Source organism: Streptomyces sp. NBC_00104 (genome assembly GCF_045160825.1).
GTDB lineage: Bacteria > Actinomycetota > Actinomycetes > Streptomycetales > Streptomycetaceae > Streptomyces.
In genome coordinates this window covers 4,225,659-4,242,037 of sequence record NZ_CP108215.1, presented here as the reverse complement: position 1 = coordinate 4,242,037, position 16,379 = coordinate 4,225,659, and the positions used below count along the sequence as shown (strand labels likewise).

Annotated in this window: 13 protein-coding genes and 1 tRNA gene; 7 read left to right on the top strand and 7 right to left on the bottom strand. The window is 69.0% G+C overall.

The window, feature by feature from the left end; genetic code table 11:
• Window positions 1–4 precede the first annotated feature (4 nt).
• The 7 genes from OG272_RS18590 to OG272_RS18560 all read left to right on the top strand — a co-directional run bounded on the left by OG272_RS18590 (window position 5) and on the right by OG272_RS18560 (window position 8,744).
• Window positions 5–709, top strand: a complete 705-nt coding sequence (locus tag OG272_RS18590; protein ID WP_405894087.1) for a class F sortase — start codon at window positions 5–7, stop codon at window positions 707–709.
• 774 nt (window positions 710–1,483) lie between these two features.
• On the top strand, window positions 1,484–2,506 hold the full coding sequence (locus tag OG272_RS18585) for a glycoside hydrolase family 6 protein (protein WP_405894086.1): 1,023 nt from the start codon (window positions 1,484–1,486) through the stop codon (window positions 2,504–2,506).
• Window positions 2,507–3,255: 749 nt separating this feature from the next.
• Window positions 3,256–4,203: a 2,3-diaminopropionate biosynthesis protein SbnA gene (gene sbnA, locus OG272_RS18580; RefSeq protein WP_405894085.1), complete on the top strand. Its 948-nt coding sequence runs from the start codon at window positions 3,256–3,258 to the stop codon at window positions 4,201–4,203.
• Window positions 4,204–4,265: 62 nt separating this feature from the next.
• The gene (gene sbnB, locus OG272_RS18575) at window positions 4,266–5,273 is read left to right on the top strand and encodes a 2,3-diaminopropionate biosynthesis protein SbnB (RefSeq protein WP_405894084.1); all 1,008 of its coding nucleotides are present in this window, start codon (window positions 4,266–4,268) and stop codon (window positions 5,271–5,273) included.
• Entirely contained in the window at window positions 5,270–7,180 is a 1,911-nt protein-coding gene (locus OG272_RS18570) for an FAD/NAD(P)-binding protein (protein WP_405894082.1), read from the top strand. Before sbnB ends, OG272_RS18570 begins: the two co-directional genes overlap by 4 nt.
• Complete coding sequence (locus tag OG272_RS18565; protein ID WP_327729541.1) at window positions 7,177–8,106, top strand: homoserine O-succinyltransferase; 930 nt, start codon at window positions 7,177–7,179, stop codon at window positions 8,104–8,106. Before OG272_RS18570 ends, OG272_RS18565 begins: the two co-directional genes overlap by 4 nt.
• Before the next feature lie 2 nt (window positions 8,107–8,108).
• Window positions 8,109–8,744: a LysE family translocator gene (locus OG272_RS18560; RefSeq protein ID WP_327729542.1), complete on the top strand. Its 636-nt coding sequence runs from the start codon at window positions 8,109–8,111 to the stop codon at window positions 8,742–8,744.
• A 362-nt stretch (window positions 8,745–9,106) separates the two neighbouring features.
• Here OG272_RS18560 and OG272_RS18555 read toward each other — a convergent pair whose 3' ends face one another.
• The 7 genes from OG272_RS18555 to OG272_RS18525 all read right to left on the bottom strand — a co-directional run bounded on the left by OG272_RS18555 (window position 9,107) and on the right by OG272_RS18525 (window position 15,944).
• Window positions 9,107–11,044, bottom strand: a complete 1,938-nt coding sequence (locus tag OG272_RS18555) for a kelch motif-containing protein (protein WP_327729543.1) — start codon at window positions 11,042–11,044, stop codon at window positions 9,107–9,109.
• Window positions 11,041–13,038: a glycosyltransferase family 2 protein gene (locus OG272_RS18550; protein ID WP_405894079.1), complete on the bottom strand. Its 1,998-nt coding sequence runs from the start codon at window positions 13,036–13,038 to the stop codon at window positions 11,041–11,043. Before OG272_RS18550 ends, OG272_RS18555 begins: the two co-directional genes overlap by 4 nt.
• 470 nt (window positions 13,039–13,508) lie before the next feature.
• A tRNA-Lys gene (locus OG272_RS18545) sits at window positions 13,509–13,585 on the bottom strand.
• Window positions 13,586–13,648: 63 nt separating this feature from the next.
• Window positions 13,649–14,092 carry a hypothetical protein gene (locus tag OG272_RS18540; RefSeq protein ID WP_327729544.1) on the bottom strand — a complete coding sequence of 148 codons (444 nt, stop codon included), beginning with the start codon at window positions 14,090–14,092 and terminating at the stop codon, window positions 13,649–13,651.
• Window positions 14,093–14,161: 69 nt separating this feature from the next.
• Window positions 14,162–14,797: a hypothetical protein gene (locus OG272_RS18535; RefSeq protein WP_327729545.1), complete on the bottom strand. Its 636-nt coding sequence runs from the start codon at window positions 14,795–14,797 to the stop codon at window positions 14,162–14,164.
• 68 nt (window positions 14,798–14,865) lie between these two features.
• The gene (locus tag OG272_RS18530) at window positions 14,866–15,501 is read right to left on the bottom strand and encodes a hypothetical protein (protein WP_326582532.1); all 636 of its coding nucleotides are present in this window, start codon (window positions 15,499–15,501) and stop codon (window positions 14,866–14,868) included.
• 2 nt (window positions 15,502–15,503) lie between these two features.
• The gene (locus OG272_RS18525; protein WP_326582533.1) at window positions 15,504–15,944 is read right to left on the bottom strand and encodes a hypothetical protein; all 441 of its coding nucleotides are present in this window, start codon (window positions 15,942–15,944) and stop codon (window positions 15,504–15,506) included.
• Window positions 15,945–16,379 lie beyond the last annotated feature (435 nt).

Genomic DNA, 16,379 nt, shown 5'->3' with positions numbered 1-16,379 from the left:
CGCCGTGTCCGGACGGGACTACTTCGACGACGGCGGCGGAACCGGGGCCGCGACCAGGTCCGGGAGCGGAACCGGGCGGGTCGTCGCCGGTGTCGCCTGGGCCGTGCTGCTGCTCGGCCTGTGGCTGTGGGGACGCGAGGTCACCGACGTACGGCACGGCATCTCCGCGCCGACCACCGGAGACGTGGCGGCGGTCGGGCGGCCGGCTCAGGCCGAACTGCCGCCCGCCGCCGCGCCGTTGAGGGGCGCCCGGCCACAGCGGCTGGACATCCCCTCGATGGGGGTGCAGGCGCCGGTCGTGGCACGCGGCCTCGACCGGGACGGGGCCATCGAACCACCCTCGTACGGTCAGCCGGGCGTCGTCGGCTGGTACGCGGGCGGTGCGCGGCCCGGGGCGACGGGTGCCGCGCTGTTCGTCGGGCACGTCGACACCGAGACCCGGCCCGCCGTCTTCTACAAGCTGAGCGCGCTGGGTGTCGGCGAGAAGATCCGGGTGGCCCGCAGCGACGGCCGGATCGCCGAGTTCACCGTGGACGACGTGCAGGTCATCGGGCGTGACGAGTTCGACCCCCAACAGGCCTACGGCGTACGGCAGTCGGGACGCGCCGAACTCCGCCTCGTCACCTGCGGCGGCACCTTCGACAAGACGAGCCGCACCTACACGGCGAACGTCGTGGTCTCCGCGTACCTGAGCGGAACGGGGCCTTGAGCGGGACGGGCCCCCTGAGCCGAGCGGGCCCTGAGCGGAACGAGCCCCCGAGCCGAGCGGGTTCCCGAGCGGAACGGGGCCTTGAGCGGGACGGGGCCTTGAGCGGGACGGGCCCCCTGAGCCGAGCGGGCCCTGAGCGGAACGAGCCCCCGCGCCGAGCGGGGTCCCGAGCGGAACGGGGTCCCGCCCCGAACAGGGCCCCCGCCTCGAACAGGGCCCCCGCCTCGAACAGGGCCTCCGCCTCGAACCGGGCCCCGCCCCGAACAGGTCCCCGAGCGCCCGGCCTTCGGTGTCCGGACGGAGGACGTACCTGGCCCGGTCGGCGACCCGCTCCCCCCGGGGCCGCCGACCGGGCCGGTCCTCTACCGCGGGTGCTCGGGCTGCGGGAGTAACCCGGCGCCGACGCGGGAGGTCTTGGAGCGCGAAGTGCACGGAAGTGCGCGGACGTGCACGGCAGGGCGCGAGAGGCCGGGGGGCCGGGGCCGTTCGTCAGCGACTCTAGGGCGTGCGGGAGCTACCGGCTAGAGGCTGTTTGACGCCAAGTCGACAGGGCGTGACTCCATGTCATCGACCCTGCTGAAGGCGGCGAGGGAAGCTCCCGGCGCGGCTTCGGGGCCGAGAGGCGCCCCGGGGAGGCGTCACGGAGGGCTCCTCGACCCCGTTCGCGGAGCCGCCGTAGCAGCTTCTCGGCCAAGGAGGCAACGACCTCGTGGGCGAGGCGGGACTTATGTCAGGATTGGGGCTTACGACACGGTGCACCCAAGGGGGAGTTGGATGTACGGCAGTAGGGGGGCCGGGGTTCGGGCGTCCGTGGCGGTGGGAGGGGTGGCGTTATTGCTCGCCGGCTGTTTCGGGGGAGACGGCGGTGATGGTGAGGAAGACCGGTCCGCCGGTTCCGGCATCACCCAACAGCCGAGCGGCACGGACCCGTTCTGGGTCAACCCGGAGGGGAACGCGGCGGCACAGGTCGCCGCCTACGAGAAGGCGGGCAAGGACAAGGACGCCCAACTGATCCGCAGGATCGCCGAGCAGCCGACCGGCGAGTGGATCGGCCCGGAGAACCCGGAGCAGGAGGCCAGGGGCTTCACCGAGGCCGCGGAGAAGGCCGACCGGGACGCCGTCCTCGTCCTCTACAACATCCCGCACCGCGACTGCGGCCAGTACTCCGGCGGTGGCGCGGCCGACGGCGACGCGTACCGGGCGTGGATCGACGGCGTGGCCAAGGGGGTCGGAGACCGCCCGGCCACGATCGTCCTGGAACCCGACGCGGTGCTCCACGTGGTGGACGGCTGCACCCCGGAGGAGTTCCACGAGGAGCGGTACGACCTGCTCAAGGGCGCGATCGAGACGCTCGGCGCGCTGAAGAACACGAAGGTGTACCTGGACGCGGGCAACGCCGGCTGGGGAGACCCCGAGCAGATCTACGACCCCCTCAAGTGGGCAGGCGTCGAACAGGCGGACGGCTTCGCCGTCAACGTCTCGAACTTCTACACCACCGAGGACTCCGTCGCGTACGGCAAGCAGCTCTCCTCGAAGATCGGCGACAAGCCGTTCGTCATCGACACCAGCCGCAACGGCAACGGCCCCTGGACCGAGGGCGACGAGGACGAACGGTGGTGCAACCCGCCGGGGCGGGCACTGGGGGAGACGCCGACGACGAAGACCGGGGATTCCCTGGTGGACGCGTATCTGTGGGTGAAGCGGCCGGGGGAATCGGACGGGGAGTGCAAGGGCGGACCGAAGGCCGGGGAGTGGTGGCCGGAATACGCGCTGGAATTGGCCAAAGCGTCCGACTGACCGTCAGACGCACTTGGGCATAGCCCTATCTACGCGAGCCCTTAATCCCATTGTCATAGACCGGTCACGGATCGTGGGCTAAAGTTTCCTCAAGATCACGGACTGCCGCCACGTCGGCCGTTCGTGACGCACGGGCAACACGGTTGCCATCAACGGGGGAAGGGGAAAGGCGTGTACGTCACGCGTGCGGTCGCCGCATCGAGGGAAAGTCGTTCCGGGCCATCGGGGGTTTCGGTCCGCGAGCAGACGGACGACCACTTACCGCTTGCCGACGCCCCGCCGTCCGGCCGGGCCAACTTCCGTCTCCGTGACCGGAGTCGGCTGTATTCACACCGCGAGGAGCGGTCTCGTCACCGCCACGGCGCAGTCCACGCGACGCGCCGCTCGAAGCCGGCGACCCACCGCATCCGGGAAGGCCCTTCCGTCGACGCCCGGACCGTTCCGTGTCCACCCGGGGGCTGTCGGGCGCGCCTCCTGCGCTGTCGTGCCGGGCAACTCGTCGGCGCGCCGGGCGCTTTCCACGGCTGAGGCCGCATTCTCCTGAATTCGGCCGGACAGGGTGAGGAAACCCTTTCGGCGTATTCCGGATCTCGTCCGTGGCATGTCCTGAAACGGCCATGCCCGCACCTTTGGCATGCCCCCTTTGGCATGCCCCTGTCTTTCTTGCGCGTGTCGTCGCCGATGCCGCCGCCGACACCGCGCCACTCGTACCACCTCCGTCACGTTCAACTCGTTTCCGAAGGTGATCGATGATCTTCCGCAATGCGTACGACCTGGTCCTCGACGACCTATTCCTCGACCTGGGCGGTTTCGTCCCCGGCGTCGACCTCACGCTCAAGATCGAGGGCCTCAATCCCGCGGGGTCCATCAAACTGAAGGCGGCCGTGGGCCTGTTGGAGGACCTGGAGCGCCGTGGCGTGCTCCAGCCCGGCGGCCGGGTCATCGAGTCGTCCTCCGGCAACCTCGGCATCGCGCTGAGCTCGGTCTGCGCGGCCCGCGGCTACCGGTTCACCTGTGTCGCGGACCCCAACACCGCGGCCATGAGCGTCCGTCTGATGCGGGCGTACGGCGCCGAGGTCGTCATCGTCGACCACCGGGACGCCAACGGCGGCTTTCTCCAGTCCCGTATCGACCACATCCACGCCCGGCTGCGCGAGGACCCCGGCCTGGTGTGGCCCAACCAGTACGCCAACGAGGCCAATCCGCGTGCCCACTACCGGCGCACCGCCCCGGCCCTGCTCAAGGAGCAGCAGGTCGACATCCTCTTCGTCGGCGCCGGCACCACCGGCACCCTCATGGGCTGCGCCGAGTACTTCCGCGAGTACTCGCCCGGGACCCGCATCGTCGCGGTCGACGCGGTCGGCTCGGTCACCTTCGGCTCTGCCCCCGCCCGCCGGCACATCCCCGGCCTGGGCACGAGCCGGCGCCCGGAGATCTTCCGTGACGGGCTCGTCGACGAGGTCGTCATGGTGCCGGAGTCCGAGGCGGTGCGCATGTGCCGGCAGCTCGCGACCCGGCGGGGGATCCTCGCCGGCGGCTCCACCGGCTCGGTGCTCGCCGCGGTCGCGGCCAGACGCCACGACATCCCCGAGGGCGCGTCCGTGGTCGCCATCAGCCCGGACCTCGGCGAGCGCTACCTCGACACGATCTACGACGACGACTGGGTCGGCGAGCGCTTCGGCGCCGCCGACGACTGACCCGGACGTCCTTGCCGTCCCCGCCCCACCGCGCATCCCGTACAGGAGTTGAAGGAGTCACCATGTTCGAATTTGATGTTGTCGGCGGCCGTACCGTCCAGGACATCGTCCGGGACAGCCGCCGGGACATCGTCCGGGTCGTGCGGGACACGTACCTCGCCCACCACGCCGGACGTTCCGTGAACCCGGACAGCTACTTCCTCCGCTTCCCCGAGAAGCCGGCGGACCGCATCATCGCCCTGCCCGCCTACCTCGACGGCGAGCGCGAGGTCGCCGGCATCAAGTGGATCGCGAGCTTCCCGGCCAACATCCAGCGCGGCATCCCCCGCGCCTCGGCCACGCTCGTCCTGAACGACGCCGAGACCGGCTACCCGTTCGCGCTCCTGGAGGCCTCGCAGATCAGCGCCGCCCGCACCGCCGCGTCGGCCGTCCTCGCGGCGAACGTCCTCACCGGGGAGCGCCGGGGCGGCAGGCTCGCCGTCGTGGGCGCGGGCATCATCGCCCGCAACATCCTGGAGTTCTTCCACGCCGAGCAGTGGGCGTTCGAGCACGTCGCGGTGCACGACCTGAGCCGGGAGTACGGCACGGCCCTGGCCGCCCACGCCACCGAGCGGCTGGAGTACCCGGCGTCCTACGCCGACACCCTCCAGGAGGCCGTCTCCGGCGCCGACCTGGTCGTCTTCGCGACCACGGCCGGAGAGCCGTACGTCCTCGAACCCGGCGCCTTCGCCCCCGGGCAGATCGTCCTCAACATCTCCCTGCGGGACATCGGCCCCGAGCTCATCGTCGGCTCCTACAACGTGCTGGACGACGTCGACCACTGCCTGAAGGCCGACACCTCCCCCCACCTGGCCGAACAGAAGTACGGCAACCGGGACTTCATCACCGGCACCCTCGCCGAGGTGATCAACGCGGAGGTCACGGTCGGCACGGACAAGCCGGTCGTCTTCTCCCCCTTCGGCCTGGGCGTTCTGGACCTCGCCGTGGGCCTCGAAGTGCACCGCGTCGCCGCCGAGTCGGGCCGCGTCACCGCCATCGCCGACTTCTTCGGGGAGACCGAGCGGTGGTGACGACCTCTCTCCAGCGGACGCGGGCCGCCGGCACCGTCGGGATCATCGGCCTGGGCTCCCGGGGCATCGGCGTCCTCGAACGCCTCGTCACCCTCGCCGCGCGGCCCGACTGGGCGGGCCGCCGGCTCGTGATCGAGGTGGTGGACCCGGACGGCACCGGCGTCGGCATCCACGCCGTGGACCAGCCCGACCACCTGCTGCTCAACACCGTCTGCGCGCAGGTGAGCCTCTTCCCCGAAGAGGCGACGGTGGGCGCGGCCGTCGGCGACCAGGGCCCCAACCTCTATGAATGGGTGACCGCCCGGGGCCTGAAGGTGGCCGAGGACGGCTACGCGCTCGGCGCCGAAGGCCGCCCGGTGCGGCCGGACGACTACCTGCCTCGGCGGGTGCTCGGCGAGTACCTCGACTGGTTCCTGCGCCGCCTCCTCGACCGGGTCCCCGAGAACGTGGAGATACGGCTCCACCGCGCCGCGGCGACCAGCCTGACCGACGGTCCGGACGACTCACGGCAGATCACCCTGGACACCGGCGAGACCCTGCGGGTGGACACGGTCTTCCTCACCACCGGCCACACCCCGCCCGCCGCCCCCGACCCGCGGGCGCCCGGAGCGGCCCGTCGCATCCACGAGATCTACCCGCCCGCCGCGGCCTTCGCGGACGTCACCGCCGGCCAGACCGTGGCCCTCGGCGGCACCGGCCTGTCGGCCATGGACGTCCTCGCCTCGCTCACCCTCGGCCGGGGCGGCCGGTACGAGGCGATCGACGACGGCCTGCGCTACCTGCCCAGCGGACGGGAACCGCGCATCCTGCTGTTCTCCCGGACCGGCATCCCCTTCCGGGCCAGGCCCGCCACCAACCGCACCGGCGGCCCGTACGAGCCGGTGGTGCTCACACCTCAGGCCCTCGACCGCCTCCGCTCCGCCCGGGACGACCGCGCCCTCGACCTGCACGGCGACCTGCTCCCCCTGATCCGCACCGAGATGCGGATCGCCTTCCACCGCCGCGGCGCCGCCCTCGCCCGGGGAACCGACGCCGAGCACACCCTGACGGCGAGGCTCCGCACGGCGGCGGACGAGGGAAGCCTGGACGCCGAGCTGGGCGCCCTGGACGTGGAACACGCCGAGCGGTTCGGGCACTTCGACCCGCAGGAACTGCTCTTCCCGGACAGCGCCGAGTTCGATTCCGCCGACGCCTACCGGAAGTGGTACGAGGAGCGGCTGCGGTCGGACCTGGTGGAGGCACGGCTCGGCCTGGAGGGCAGCCCCACCAAGGCCGGCCTCGAAGTCCTGCGCGACCTGCGCGACGTCGTCCGGTACGCCGTCGACTTCGGCGGCCTGGACGAGAACTCCCACGACGAGTTCTACGGCTCCTTCACCGCCACCCTCAACCGCTCGGTGACCGGCCCCCAGCTCGACCGCCACGACGAGCTCCTCGCCCTGCTGGACGCCGGAATCGTCAGCGTTCCCTTCGGGCCCGCGCCGCGCGTCGAGTGGGACCAGGCGGCGTGGCGGATCTCCTCCACCCGCCTCGGCACCGCCCACAGCGCACCGGCCGACTGGCTGGCGTACGCCACCTCGGGACAGCCCGACGTGGAGGCGACCGGCAGCCCGCTGCTGGCGGACCTCGTGGCGAGCGGGCGTATCCGCCGGCACCGCCCCGGCGCCCGCAGCAGCCGCGGCGTCGACATCACGGCGGACCAGCATCCCGTCACCGCCGACGGCCTGCCCGACCGGAAGGTCCGCGTCCTCGGCCCGCTCTGCGAGGGGGCCACCTTCTACAACCACTACGTGCCCTCCCCCGGAGGCCGCAACCGCGCGCTGGCGGACGCCGACCGGTGCGCCACCGCCGTACTGGCCGAACTCGCCGCCGTGACCGAGCCCGAGACCCCCAGGAGTCCTGCGCAGTGACCCTCATCGTCCACACCCGGATCGACGCCGTCGACCAGCTCGCCGAGGAAGGCATCACGGTCGCCGTCGAACCCCGCGCGGCCGGCACCACGACCCCGGCCGTCGAACTCGCGATCCTCAACCTGATGCCGGACAAGCCGGTCACCGAGACCCAGCTGCTGCGTCTGCTGTCCGGCGCCGGACTCCCCGTACGCGTCACCTTCCTGCGGCCCCGGGACCACGTCTCCAAGAGCACACCCGAGGCGTACCTGAAGGAGCACTACCTGACGCACGAGGAGGTCGCCGACCGCCGTTTCGACGCGCTGATCGTGACCGGCGCCGCCGTCGAGCTGCTCCCCTTCGAGCAGGTGACGTACTGGGACGAGCTGCGCGGAATCATGGACTGGGCGCAGGAGAACGTCACCTCCGCGCAGTACGTCTGCTGGGGCGCCCAGGCCGCGCTGTACCACCGGTACGGCATCCCCAAGTACGAGCTGCCCGCCAAGCTGTTCGGGAACTTCCCGCACCGGCTCACCGACCCCTCCTCCCCGCTCCTGGCGGACTTCGAGCCGGTCGTCGCGGTGCCGCAGTCGCGCCACACCGAAAACCTCCGCGCCGACTTCGAGAAGACCGAGGAGCTGCGGATCCTGGTCGAGTCGCCCGAGTCCGGGGTGCACATCGCGGTCGGCCGGGACGGGCGGGAGCTGTACGTCTCCGGGCACCCGGAGTACGACCCCGACACCCTGCTGCGGCAGTTCCGCCGCGACCGGACCAAGGGAGAGGACATAGCCCTCCCGGTCAACTACTTCCCGGACGACGACCCGTCCGCCGCCCCGGTGGAGAACTGGCGGGAACCCGGGCGGATCCTCTACCGCAACTGGCTGCGCGGCCTCACGCGCGACGGAATCCCCCTGGCCGCCATCGCGGCCGAGAAGTCAGGAGTGTGAACGTGTCAGTCCTCCAGGCACTGGTCTCATTCGCTCTGGTGTCCGCCCTGCTGGTGGTCATGCCGGGCGTGGACACCGCGCTGGTCATCCGCAACACCGTCGCGCGCGGCCGGCTCCACGGGTTCATCACCGGCGTGGGGGTGGGCGTCGGCGCCGTCATGTGGGGCGCGGCGATCGCGGTGGGCGTCGGAGCGCTGCTGGCCGCCTCCGAGACGGCGTACACCGTGTTCCGGATCGTCGGCGCCGCGTACATGGTCTGGCTCGGCATCGGGCTGTGGCGCTCGGCCCGGGCCATCGGCGCGGCCAAGGAGGGCGACGCCGACCTCGAACCGGAGGCCGCCTCGCTGTGGCGCTCCTTCGGCCGCGGCATGCTCAACAACCTGGCCAACCCCAAGGTCGGTGTCTTCTACGGCGCCACGATCCCGCAGTTCATCCCCGCCGGTGTGTCCCCCGCGCTCATGGGCACCGCCCTGGCCGCGGTCAACGCGGTGGAGGCGGTGATCTGGTACGGCCTGATCAGCCTCGGCGCCCACGGCCTGCGCACCTGGATGAGGCGCCGCTCGGTCCGCCGCTCCGTCGACGCCACCGCGGGCACGGTCATGATCGCCTTCGGCATCGCGATGGCGGTCCAGAGCTGAACGGCGGGACCGGGGGCCGCCGGGGACGCGGGACCCACCGCGGATCGGGGCGGTCCGGCCGCCGGGGGCCCCGAAGCCACCGTCGGCCGGAACGCTCCTGTCGCCCGCCACCCCGGGTGCCCGGCACCCACACCGAGCCCAGCAGCCCTCACATCGTTGAGGTACAGCCAGAGGCGTGGGGGAGGCCCTGAACCATCACACCGGTGGAACAGGGGCCCGCACGCTGACGCCGTACTCGGCGTCCCAGGTCGCACGATCACGCCAACCCGAACGGCCCAGGACACCGCGAGCCGGAAACCGACCATCACACGATCGAGCTCATCCGACCTCGCACGCACTCCTTGGCAAGCAGCTCTTACCCCCTACGGGACCTTCACCCACCGCGCCTCACTGGGCGTCCCGGCGTCGTCCGTCACGAACAGCATGTACCAGCCCGACTGCACCAGATTCCGGTTCTTCGGCACGGTCACCGTGATCTCGTCCCCGGTGACCTCGAAGTCCACCTCGATCGACTTCTGGTCCACATCCGTCACATGCGTCGACGCACTCGGCCGGATCAGCCGCGCCGACCTGACCGACGACCCGTGCCGCGTCCCGAACGTCGCCTTCCCGCCCCGCGCGACCGTCTTCGGCCCGCCCGACAACGTCGGCCGCGCGTCCTGGAAGAGATACGGCGGCGTGTAGATCTCGATCCGCTGCTCGAACTCCCCCGGCTTGGTGTTGGCCTTGTCGGAGTACAGGGAGTCCGACCCGAAGAAGACGACCCGCCCGTCCGGCAAGAGGATCGACCCGGAGTGGTAGTTCCGGCCCACCAGCGGGTCGGCCACCCGCCGCATCGTCCCGGTCTTCGCGTCGTACAGCCGCGCCTGAAGGATGTTGGAGTCGCCGCGCCCGCGATAGTCCTCGGAGCCGCCGGAGATGAGGACCGTGTCGTCGGGCAGGATCGAGGCCTGCGGATAGCGTGTGCCCCTGGCCAGTTCCGGCCCGTCCACGAACCTCGGCTCGTCGGCCAGCAGATCGATCAGCCGGGTCTTCTTGCTGGACCGCTCCGACTCACCGACCCCGCCACCCCCGATGACCATGTACTTCTCGTCCTGCGCCGGAGGCAACAGCACCGTCCCGGCGGTTTCGAGCAGCTTGCCGTCGCTCATCCCGGGAATCCTGGTGAACTTGTTGGTCTTCAGGTCCCAGACACCGGGGACACGCCCGATGTCGTCCGGCCCGTACCCCGCGTTCGCGCCCGAGTAGAACAGCTTGCCGTTCTGCATCAGGGAGATCGCCGGGTACGTCGGGAACTGCTGGACGCCCTTGGTGTACGTCCACTTCCTGGTCTCGGGGTCGTAGATCTCGTTCTTGCCCGGGACCAGCTGACCGATCTCGTCGAGCCCGGACAGGCTGAGGACCGTACCGTCGGTGAGGGTGGTCAGCGTCGGGTACCAGCGCGCCTCGTTCATCGGGTCGACCTTGATGTACTTCTCGGCGACCGGGTCGAACTCGTAGGCGTCCTTGATCCCTTGGAAGTCCTTCTTGTCGAGGGCGAGCTTCTGCGCGATGCCGTACGTGTTCCGCGCGTCCTCGCCCTTCAGGCCCGCGACCTTGTAGTTGTCCTCCGTCCCCGTCTCGTACTTCTTGCCGCGCCGCTCGGCCTCGACATAGGCGCGGGCGATCCCCGGCTTGTTGCCGGTGAACTTCCCGGTGTCCGGGTCGAAGGTCTTGACGGCCTTCTCGATGTCGACGGTGTCCTTGAGGACGAACGTCTTGCCGTTCGCCTTGCCGACGAACCTGGTCCCCGCCTTGATCCGCATCCCCTTGTCGGGGTTCTCGTTGTGGATGATCATCAGGCCGCCGGCCTTGGTGACGTCACCCTTCAGCTTCTCGTAGCGCTTGGTGCCGCCCGCGATGAGCAGATTGCCGTTGGACAGCTGGGTGTGCCCGGTGCAGAACAGGTCGGCCGGGGTCGGCACGCGCTTGATCGTCTGCTTGACCGGGTCCCAGACGCGGGTGTCGAACTTCTTCGCGTCGAAGTTGTCGGCGTCGTTGCCGGAACCCGCGATCAGCAGGATCTTGCCGGTGTGCAGGAGTGCGGCGTGGATCGTGTTCTGCCGGTACTCCTCCGGGAACTCCACGACCTTCCAGTGCCCGTTGTCGGCCTTGTACTCGGGTCTGTTGATCTTGTAGTCGTGGTACTTCTCGGTGCTGAAGCGGTACACCCACGGCCCGTTCATCCCGGCGAGCGCGAGGACCACCGCCCCGCCGATCGCGAGGCGACGGGCGCGGCGGCGGCCTGCACGGTCCTTCATTCCTTACGTCCCCCCAGTCCGCCCAGGGCGATCTGCATGGTCTGGTCGCTACCCCCGCCGCCCGACCCGGACGCCGCCCAGCTCGGCTTGTGCTGGGGAGCGTGCGGCGCGTGTGGGGCGTGCGGTGCGTGGGGTGGCGCGAAGGGCGCGGGAGCCGCCTCGGGCGGTGCCACCATGGACCCTTGCAGTTCGGCCGCGGCGGCGGCCTTCTTCCTGTCCTGCCGCAGCATGTAGCGCCAGACGAAGATGGGGAGGGCGGTGATCATCATGGCGAAGGTGGCCCAGATGATCATCGCGGGGTGCGCGTTGCCGAGGACGAACCCGGCGGTGATCGAGGCCCCGAAGATGACGATGAAGTACCAGTGGTACCGGAAGGTGCCGAACCACCTGTCAGGGCTCGCCGAGTCCCCCTTGGGCGTGACCACGAACTTGCTCTTGCGGCGCAGGGCCGAGTCGATCAGCGCCTTGGCGTAGAGCGGCGCGGACAGCGCGGACATCACCATGCCGGCCACACCGCCGGAGCCCTCCGGCTCGTGCGGGGAGACGTTGTGCCGGCGGTTCCAGACGTACAGGCCTATCTGGAGCGCCGAGGCGTTGCCGTAGAGCATCAGCCACACGGTCGGATCGATGTTCACACCCGAGGCGCCCAGGCCCAGGAACAGCGCACAACTCAGCGCCGCGAGAATCCAGTTGAGGGCGGACATCGGGTAGAAGATGATCATCATCGTGTAGTTGAAGAGCTTGCTCGGCGGCAGCGAGTACCAGCCCTTCCAGTACTGCTTGAGGATCGTCTCGTACGTCCCGCGCGACCAGCGCATCTGCTGGGTGAAGAAGTCCGTCCAGGCGCTGGGCCCCTCACCCACCGCGAGCACGTCCGGTGTGTACACCGAGCGCCACTTCTTGCCCGTCGCCGGGTTCCTGTGGCGGTGGATCTCGAAGCCGGTGGCCATGTCCTCGGTGATCGAGTCGTACAGCCCGCCGATCTGCTTGAGCGCCTTGATCCGTACGGCGTTGGAGGTGCCGACGAACATGGGGGAGCCGTACTTGTTGCCGGCGCGCTGGATCAGCGCGTGGAACAGGAACTGCTGGGACTCGGCGGCCTTGGTGACGAAGTTGTCGTAGTTGCCGTACACCTGGGGGCCGATGACGAAGCCGATGTTCGGGTCGCGGAAGAAACCGAGCATCCGCTCCAGGTAGTTGGGGAGCGGGATGTGGTCGGTGTCGACCGAGGCGAAGAAGTCGTAGTCGTCACCGTGCGCGTCCAGCCAGGCGTTGTAGTTGCCGTGCTTGGTCTTGGCGCGGTGCGGGCCCTTCGGCTGGTTCCACTTCGCGATCCCCTTGCGGGAGAAGTGGTGCACGCCCAGGCGCGCGCAGACCGCCTTCACGTCCGCGTCGTCGCCCTCGTCGAGCAGCCACACGTGCAGAAGCCCGCGGTGGCGGAGCCTGACCGCGGCCTCCAGGGTCTTCGTCACCATCTCCAGCGGTTCCTTGCCGGGCACGAAGGAGGTGAGGAAGGCGACTCTGGTGCCGGTCTCGGGCACCACCGGGATCGGGTCGCGGGCGACCAGGGTGGCATGCGCGTTCGACAGCACGTTCATGCAGCGGAAGAACTCGATCAGGCCGATCGAGACCAGCATGACCAGGTCGAGGGCGGGCAGGAACGCGTACTCGACGTAGTCGCGCTTGGTCCAGTGCTCCTGCTGCAGCAGCCAGCCGAGCAGGACCAGGGAGAGCAGCGGCGCGGCGGCCAGCATCAGGGCGACCCTCAGGCGGTGCGGCTCCTGGGAGATCAGCGAGCGGTACTGCACCTTGTAGGGCTTGGTCGGGTCGGGCTGCGTGAGCGGCCCCGCGAGTCGGCTGTAGTGCTCGTAGTCGTATCTCGGAAGTGTCTTCTTGAGCTTGCGAAATGCTCCGGTCCGGTGCGACGGCACCTTGGGTCGGGTCGTCTCGGACGGGTCGTGGTTGTGCCGGGCGCCCGTCGGCGTCGACGTCATGAGTCATTCCCCCCGCACACACGTCGAGTGTGTGTTCGTCGGTATTCCGTCCGATTCGGTCCCCCTCGACCGTTACGGACGCATCAGTGAGCCATCGTCACCATGTGATCTACACCATGGAGACACGGGACGACGGCCATCCGGTTGCATTGATGCCCCCTTGGCATCTTTGTTCCATGGATACGTGCATGGTGTGCTTAGGTGGGGGCCCAAGATCCCCATCCCCAGGGCGTAAACCGCCCAAGGCCCCTCAACTGCCGTGTATCCGCAGTCTCTTACGGCCCAGGGTTCTATGGTGCTCATCTTGATCGCAAGATGCGAAACGCGGTGTTTACCGGTCATACGCGGTTATTGGTGCATCGGTGGAGGATCTGTGAGGAGTGGGAGGGGAGCGAGGGGGGAGTGCGCGGCGTGACGCGCACATACGGAGAGGCCCCTCGCGTATCACTCTCGCGAGGGGCCTCTCCGGGTGGTGCGCCGCCAGGGACTCGAACCCCGGACCCGCTGATTAAGAGTCAGCTGCTCTAACCAACTGAGCTAGCGGCGCGCGAGGAAAAGTCTAGCGGAGGGGTGGGGGTGCTCCTGACCGGGGAGCACCCCCGCCGAGCGGCTACTTCAGCCAGAACTGGCTGATCGTGCGGCCGTTGACCTGGATCGTGTTGTCCGCCCGCTGCATGCTCAGGCAGACGTCGTCCCCGTACTTGGAGTTCAGTACGTCCTGGGAGTACCACTCACAGGTCACGTTCTGCAGCCGCTGCCGGGCGCCCCACTTCACCCCGAGCCGGGTGAGCTCGCTGGGCGGGTTCCCGACCTTGTCGGTCCGGTCGATGGCGCGCTGGCAGGCGATGCCGTCGCTCTTCGGGACCTCGATCACCCGGGACCAGGTGACTTCCTGCTGGCCGTTGTTGTAGTAGCCCTTCCAGTAGTTCCCGCAGATACGGGAGCCCGACTGGGCCTCGGCCGTACCGGGGACCGCTATCGCGAACAGTGCCCCGGCCGCCATGCCGGCGGCCGCCAGCGTCGCCGTGCGTCGCTTCATGCGCTTGAGCTTCACGGGTGCCTCCTTTGAAGAGTGAACTGCCGGACGAAGAGTGAACTGCCGGACGGAGAGTGAACTGCCTTGTCACATACGGCCGTTGACGGCGTAGCCGACCTTTTCCTTCTCGAAGACGTTGCGGGTCCAGTTGCCGAACCTGACGTTTCCGTTCCACTCGTAGTTGGTTCCGCCCTGGCAGCCGCGGTTCGTCCTGACCCAGCCGCCGGAGAAGTCGCCCTGGGTCCAGCGGCGCACCGCGACCTGGATGGGCTGTGCCACGTCACCGCCGTTGAGGTGCACGGTCCAGGTGAAGTTGGTGTTGATCTCGGTGGTCCTCTGGTAGCCGCCGACCAGCGGGAGCACGACGTTGTACCACTTCTTGGAGGGCGAGCTGGCGTTACCGAGATCGGTGCCGCCGCCGACCGCCCAACCGGTGTTCGTCGTCTTCGACTTGGACCACGCGTAGTCGCAGGTCCGGTTCCGGGGGCACTGGAACTCGGTGCCCCGCCAGACCCAGTCGTCCCACGTGTTGCCGGCCCGCTGCCGGGTGATCGAGCGGGTGACCTGTCCGCCGCCCGTGCCGGGGACGATCTGCGCGCCGTCGGAATAGCTCTGGCTGAAGCACTGGGTGGCCGCACTGGCCGTGCCCTCGGTCGTGGCCACCGTGGCGATGGCGAGAGCCCCGCACATCAGCATCCGATGCCACATCGCTTTACCGGGCATAATCGTGTCCTTTCCTGGAGGATGATTTCGCCGCAAGTCTTTTGAACGTGTCGAGAGAGGTGCCGGCGTCACATACGGCCGTTGACGGCGTAGCCGACCTTTTCCTTCTCGAAGACGTTCCGGGTCCAGTTGCCGAACCTGAGATTCCCGTCCCATTCATAGACGGTTCCGCCCTGGCAGCCGCGGTTCGTCCTGACCCAGCCGCCCGAGAAATCGCCTTGGGTCCAGCGGCGCACCGCGACCTGAATGGGCTGTGCCACGTCACCGCCGTTGAGATGCACGGTCCACGTGAAAGTGGTGTTGATCTGCGTGGTCCTCTGATAGCCCACGATCAGCGGAATCAGGAAGTTGTACCACTTCCCGGACGGTGAACTGGTGTTTCCCAGATTGGTGCCGCCGCCGATCGCCCAGCCCGTGGTGGTCGTCTTTGACCTGTCCCACGAGTATTCGCAGGTTCGACCCCGGGGGCACTGGAATTCCGTGCCGCGCCACACCCAGTCGTCCCAGGTGTTGGCCGCCCGCTGCCGGGTGATGGAGCGGGTGACCTGTCCGCCGCCGGTGCCGGGGACGATCCGGGCGCCGTCGGAATGGCTCTGGCTGAAGCACTGGGTGGCCGCGCTGGCCGTGCCCTCGGTCGTCGCCACCGTCGCGAGGACGAGGGCTCCGCACATCAGAACGCGATGCCACCACACCTTGCCGCGCATGGTCAGTAGACCTGCGACCACTCGGCGGGCGTGCGGTTGGCCACCTGGCCGATGAGGTCCACCCGGTTCATGTTGAGGCAGGGGTCGTTCCCGTACTTGTCGTTGAACAGGTCGCCGGCGTCCTCGCAGGTCCAGGACCGTATGGGCTGGCGCGGGTTCCATGTCACCTTGCCGTTGTAGCCCGGCAGGCTCCGGCCGTTGATGCTGTTCGTCTTGTCGATGACGCGGAGGCAGATGCCGAAGTCGACCTTGGGCACCTCGAGGACCTTGGCCATGATCCCGACCGTCTTTCCGTTGGCCCGGGCCTCCCAGTAGTTCCCGCAGATACGGGAGCCCGACTGGGCTTCGGCCGTGCCGGGCAGCGTGACCGTGGTGGCCGCCGCCGCTGTGATCACAAGAGCGGCCAGGACCGCCTTGCGCCTGAACTGGAGTGCGATCGCCATTGATGTCTCCTTGGTGTCCCCGAAAACGGTCCTCCGGGGAGGACCGAATGTCGAGGTGGGGGGTGGTCGGGAATCAATATGGAGCTGCCCCGAGGTGAAGTCAAGACTTCAAGAACCTTTATCGGGAGGCTTTTCCGAGTGCCGAGACAATGCTGTTTTCGGGCAGGCGTGAGCGCCCCTTTCGCGCCTGCGGAAAAGTGGCAGGAGGCGAGGAAAGGGGTCACGAAAAGGAAAGGAGAGTACGCGAAGGAGGCAGGCGTGGGTGGGGGGTGATGAACGGCTCCCAAAGAATGCGGGGGTCTTTGGAGATGGTTCCGTGAACGCACAGAAGGCGACGGCGGAAGAAGCGCGACATCGAGGGAGGGCGGCACTCTTTGGTGTGCCTGCCCGAAACCCCCGTGCCCCGCTTTTTCATGTGAAGAAGTCGTGCGGGAC

What these genes read in the sequence shown, in the direction of transcription:
- OG272_RS18585 (WP_405894086.1), top strand. Translation starts at nt 1,484, where the DNA reads ATGTACGGCAGTAGGGGGGCCGGGGTTCGGGCGTCCGTGGCGGTGGGA.
- sbnA (WP_405894085.1), top strand. Translation starts at nt 3,256, where the DNA reads ATGATCTTCCGCAATGCGTACGACCTGGTCCTCGACGACCTATTCCTC.
- sbnB (WP_405894084.1), top strand. Translation starts at nt 4,266, where the DNA reads ATGTTCGAATTTGATGTTGTCGGCGGCCGTACCGTCCAGGACATCGTC.
- OG272_RS18555 (WP_327729543.1), bottom strand. Translation starts at nt 11,044, where the DNA reads ATGAAGGACCGTGCAGGCCGCCGCCGCGCCCGTCGCCTCGCGATCGGC.
- OG272_RS18550 (WP_405894079.1), bottom strand. Translation starts at nt 13,038, where the DNA reads ATGACGTCGACGCCGACGGGCGCCCGGCACAACCACGACCCGTCCGAG.
- OG272_RS18535 (WP_327729545.1), bottom strand. Translation starts at nt 14,797, where the DNA reads ATGCCCGGTAAAGCGATGTGGCATCGGATGCTGATGTGCGGGGCTCTC.
- OG272_RS18530 (WP_326582532.1), bottom strand. Translation starts at nt 15,501, where the DNA reads ATGCGCGGCAAGGTGTGGTGGCATCGCGTTCTGATGTGCGGAGCCCTC.
- OG272_RS18525 (WP_326582533.1), bottom strand. Translation starts at nt 15,944, where the DNA reads ATGGCGATCGCACTCCAGTTCAGGCGCAAGGCGGTCCTGGCCGCTCTT.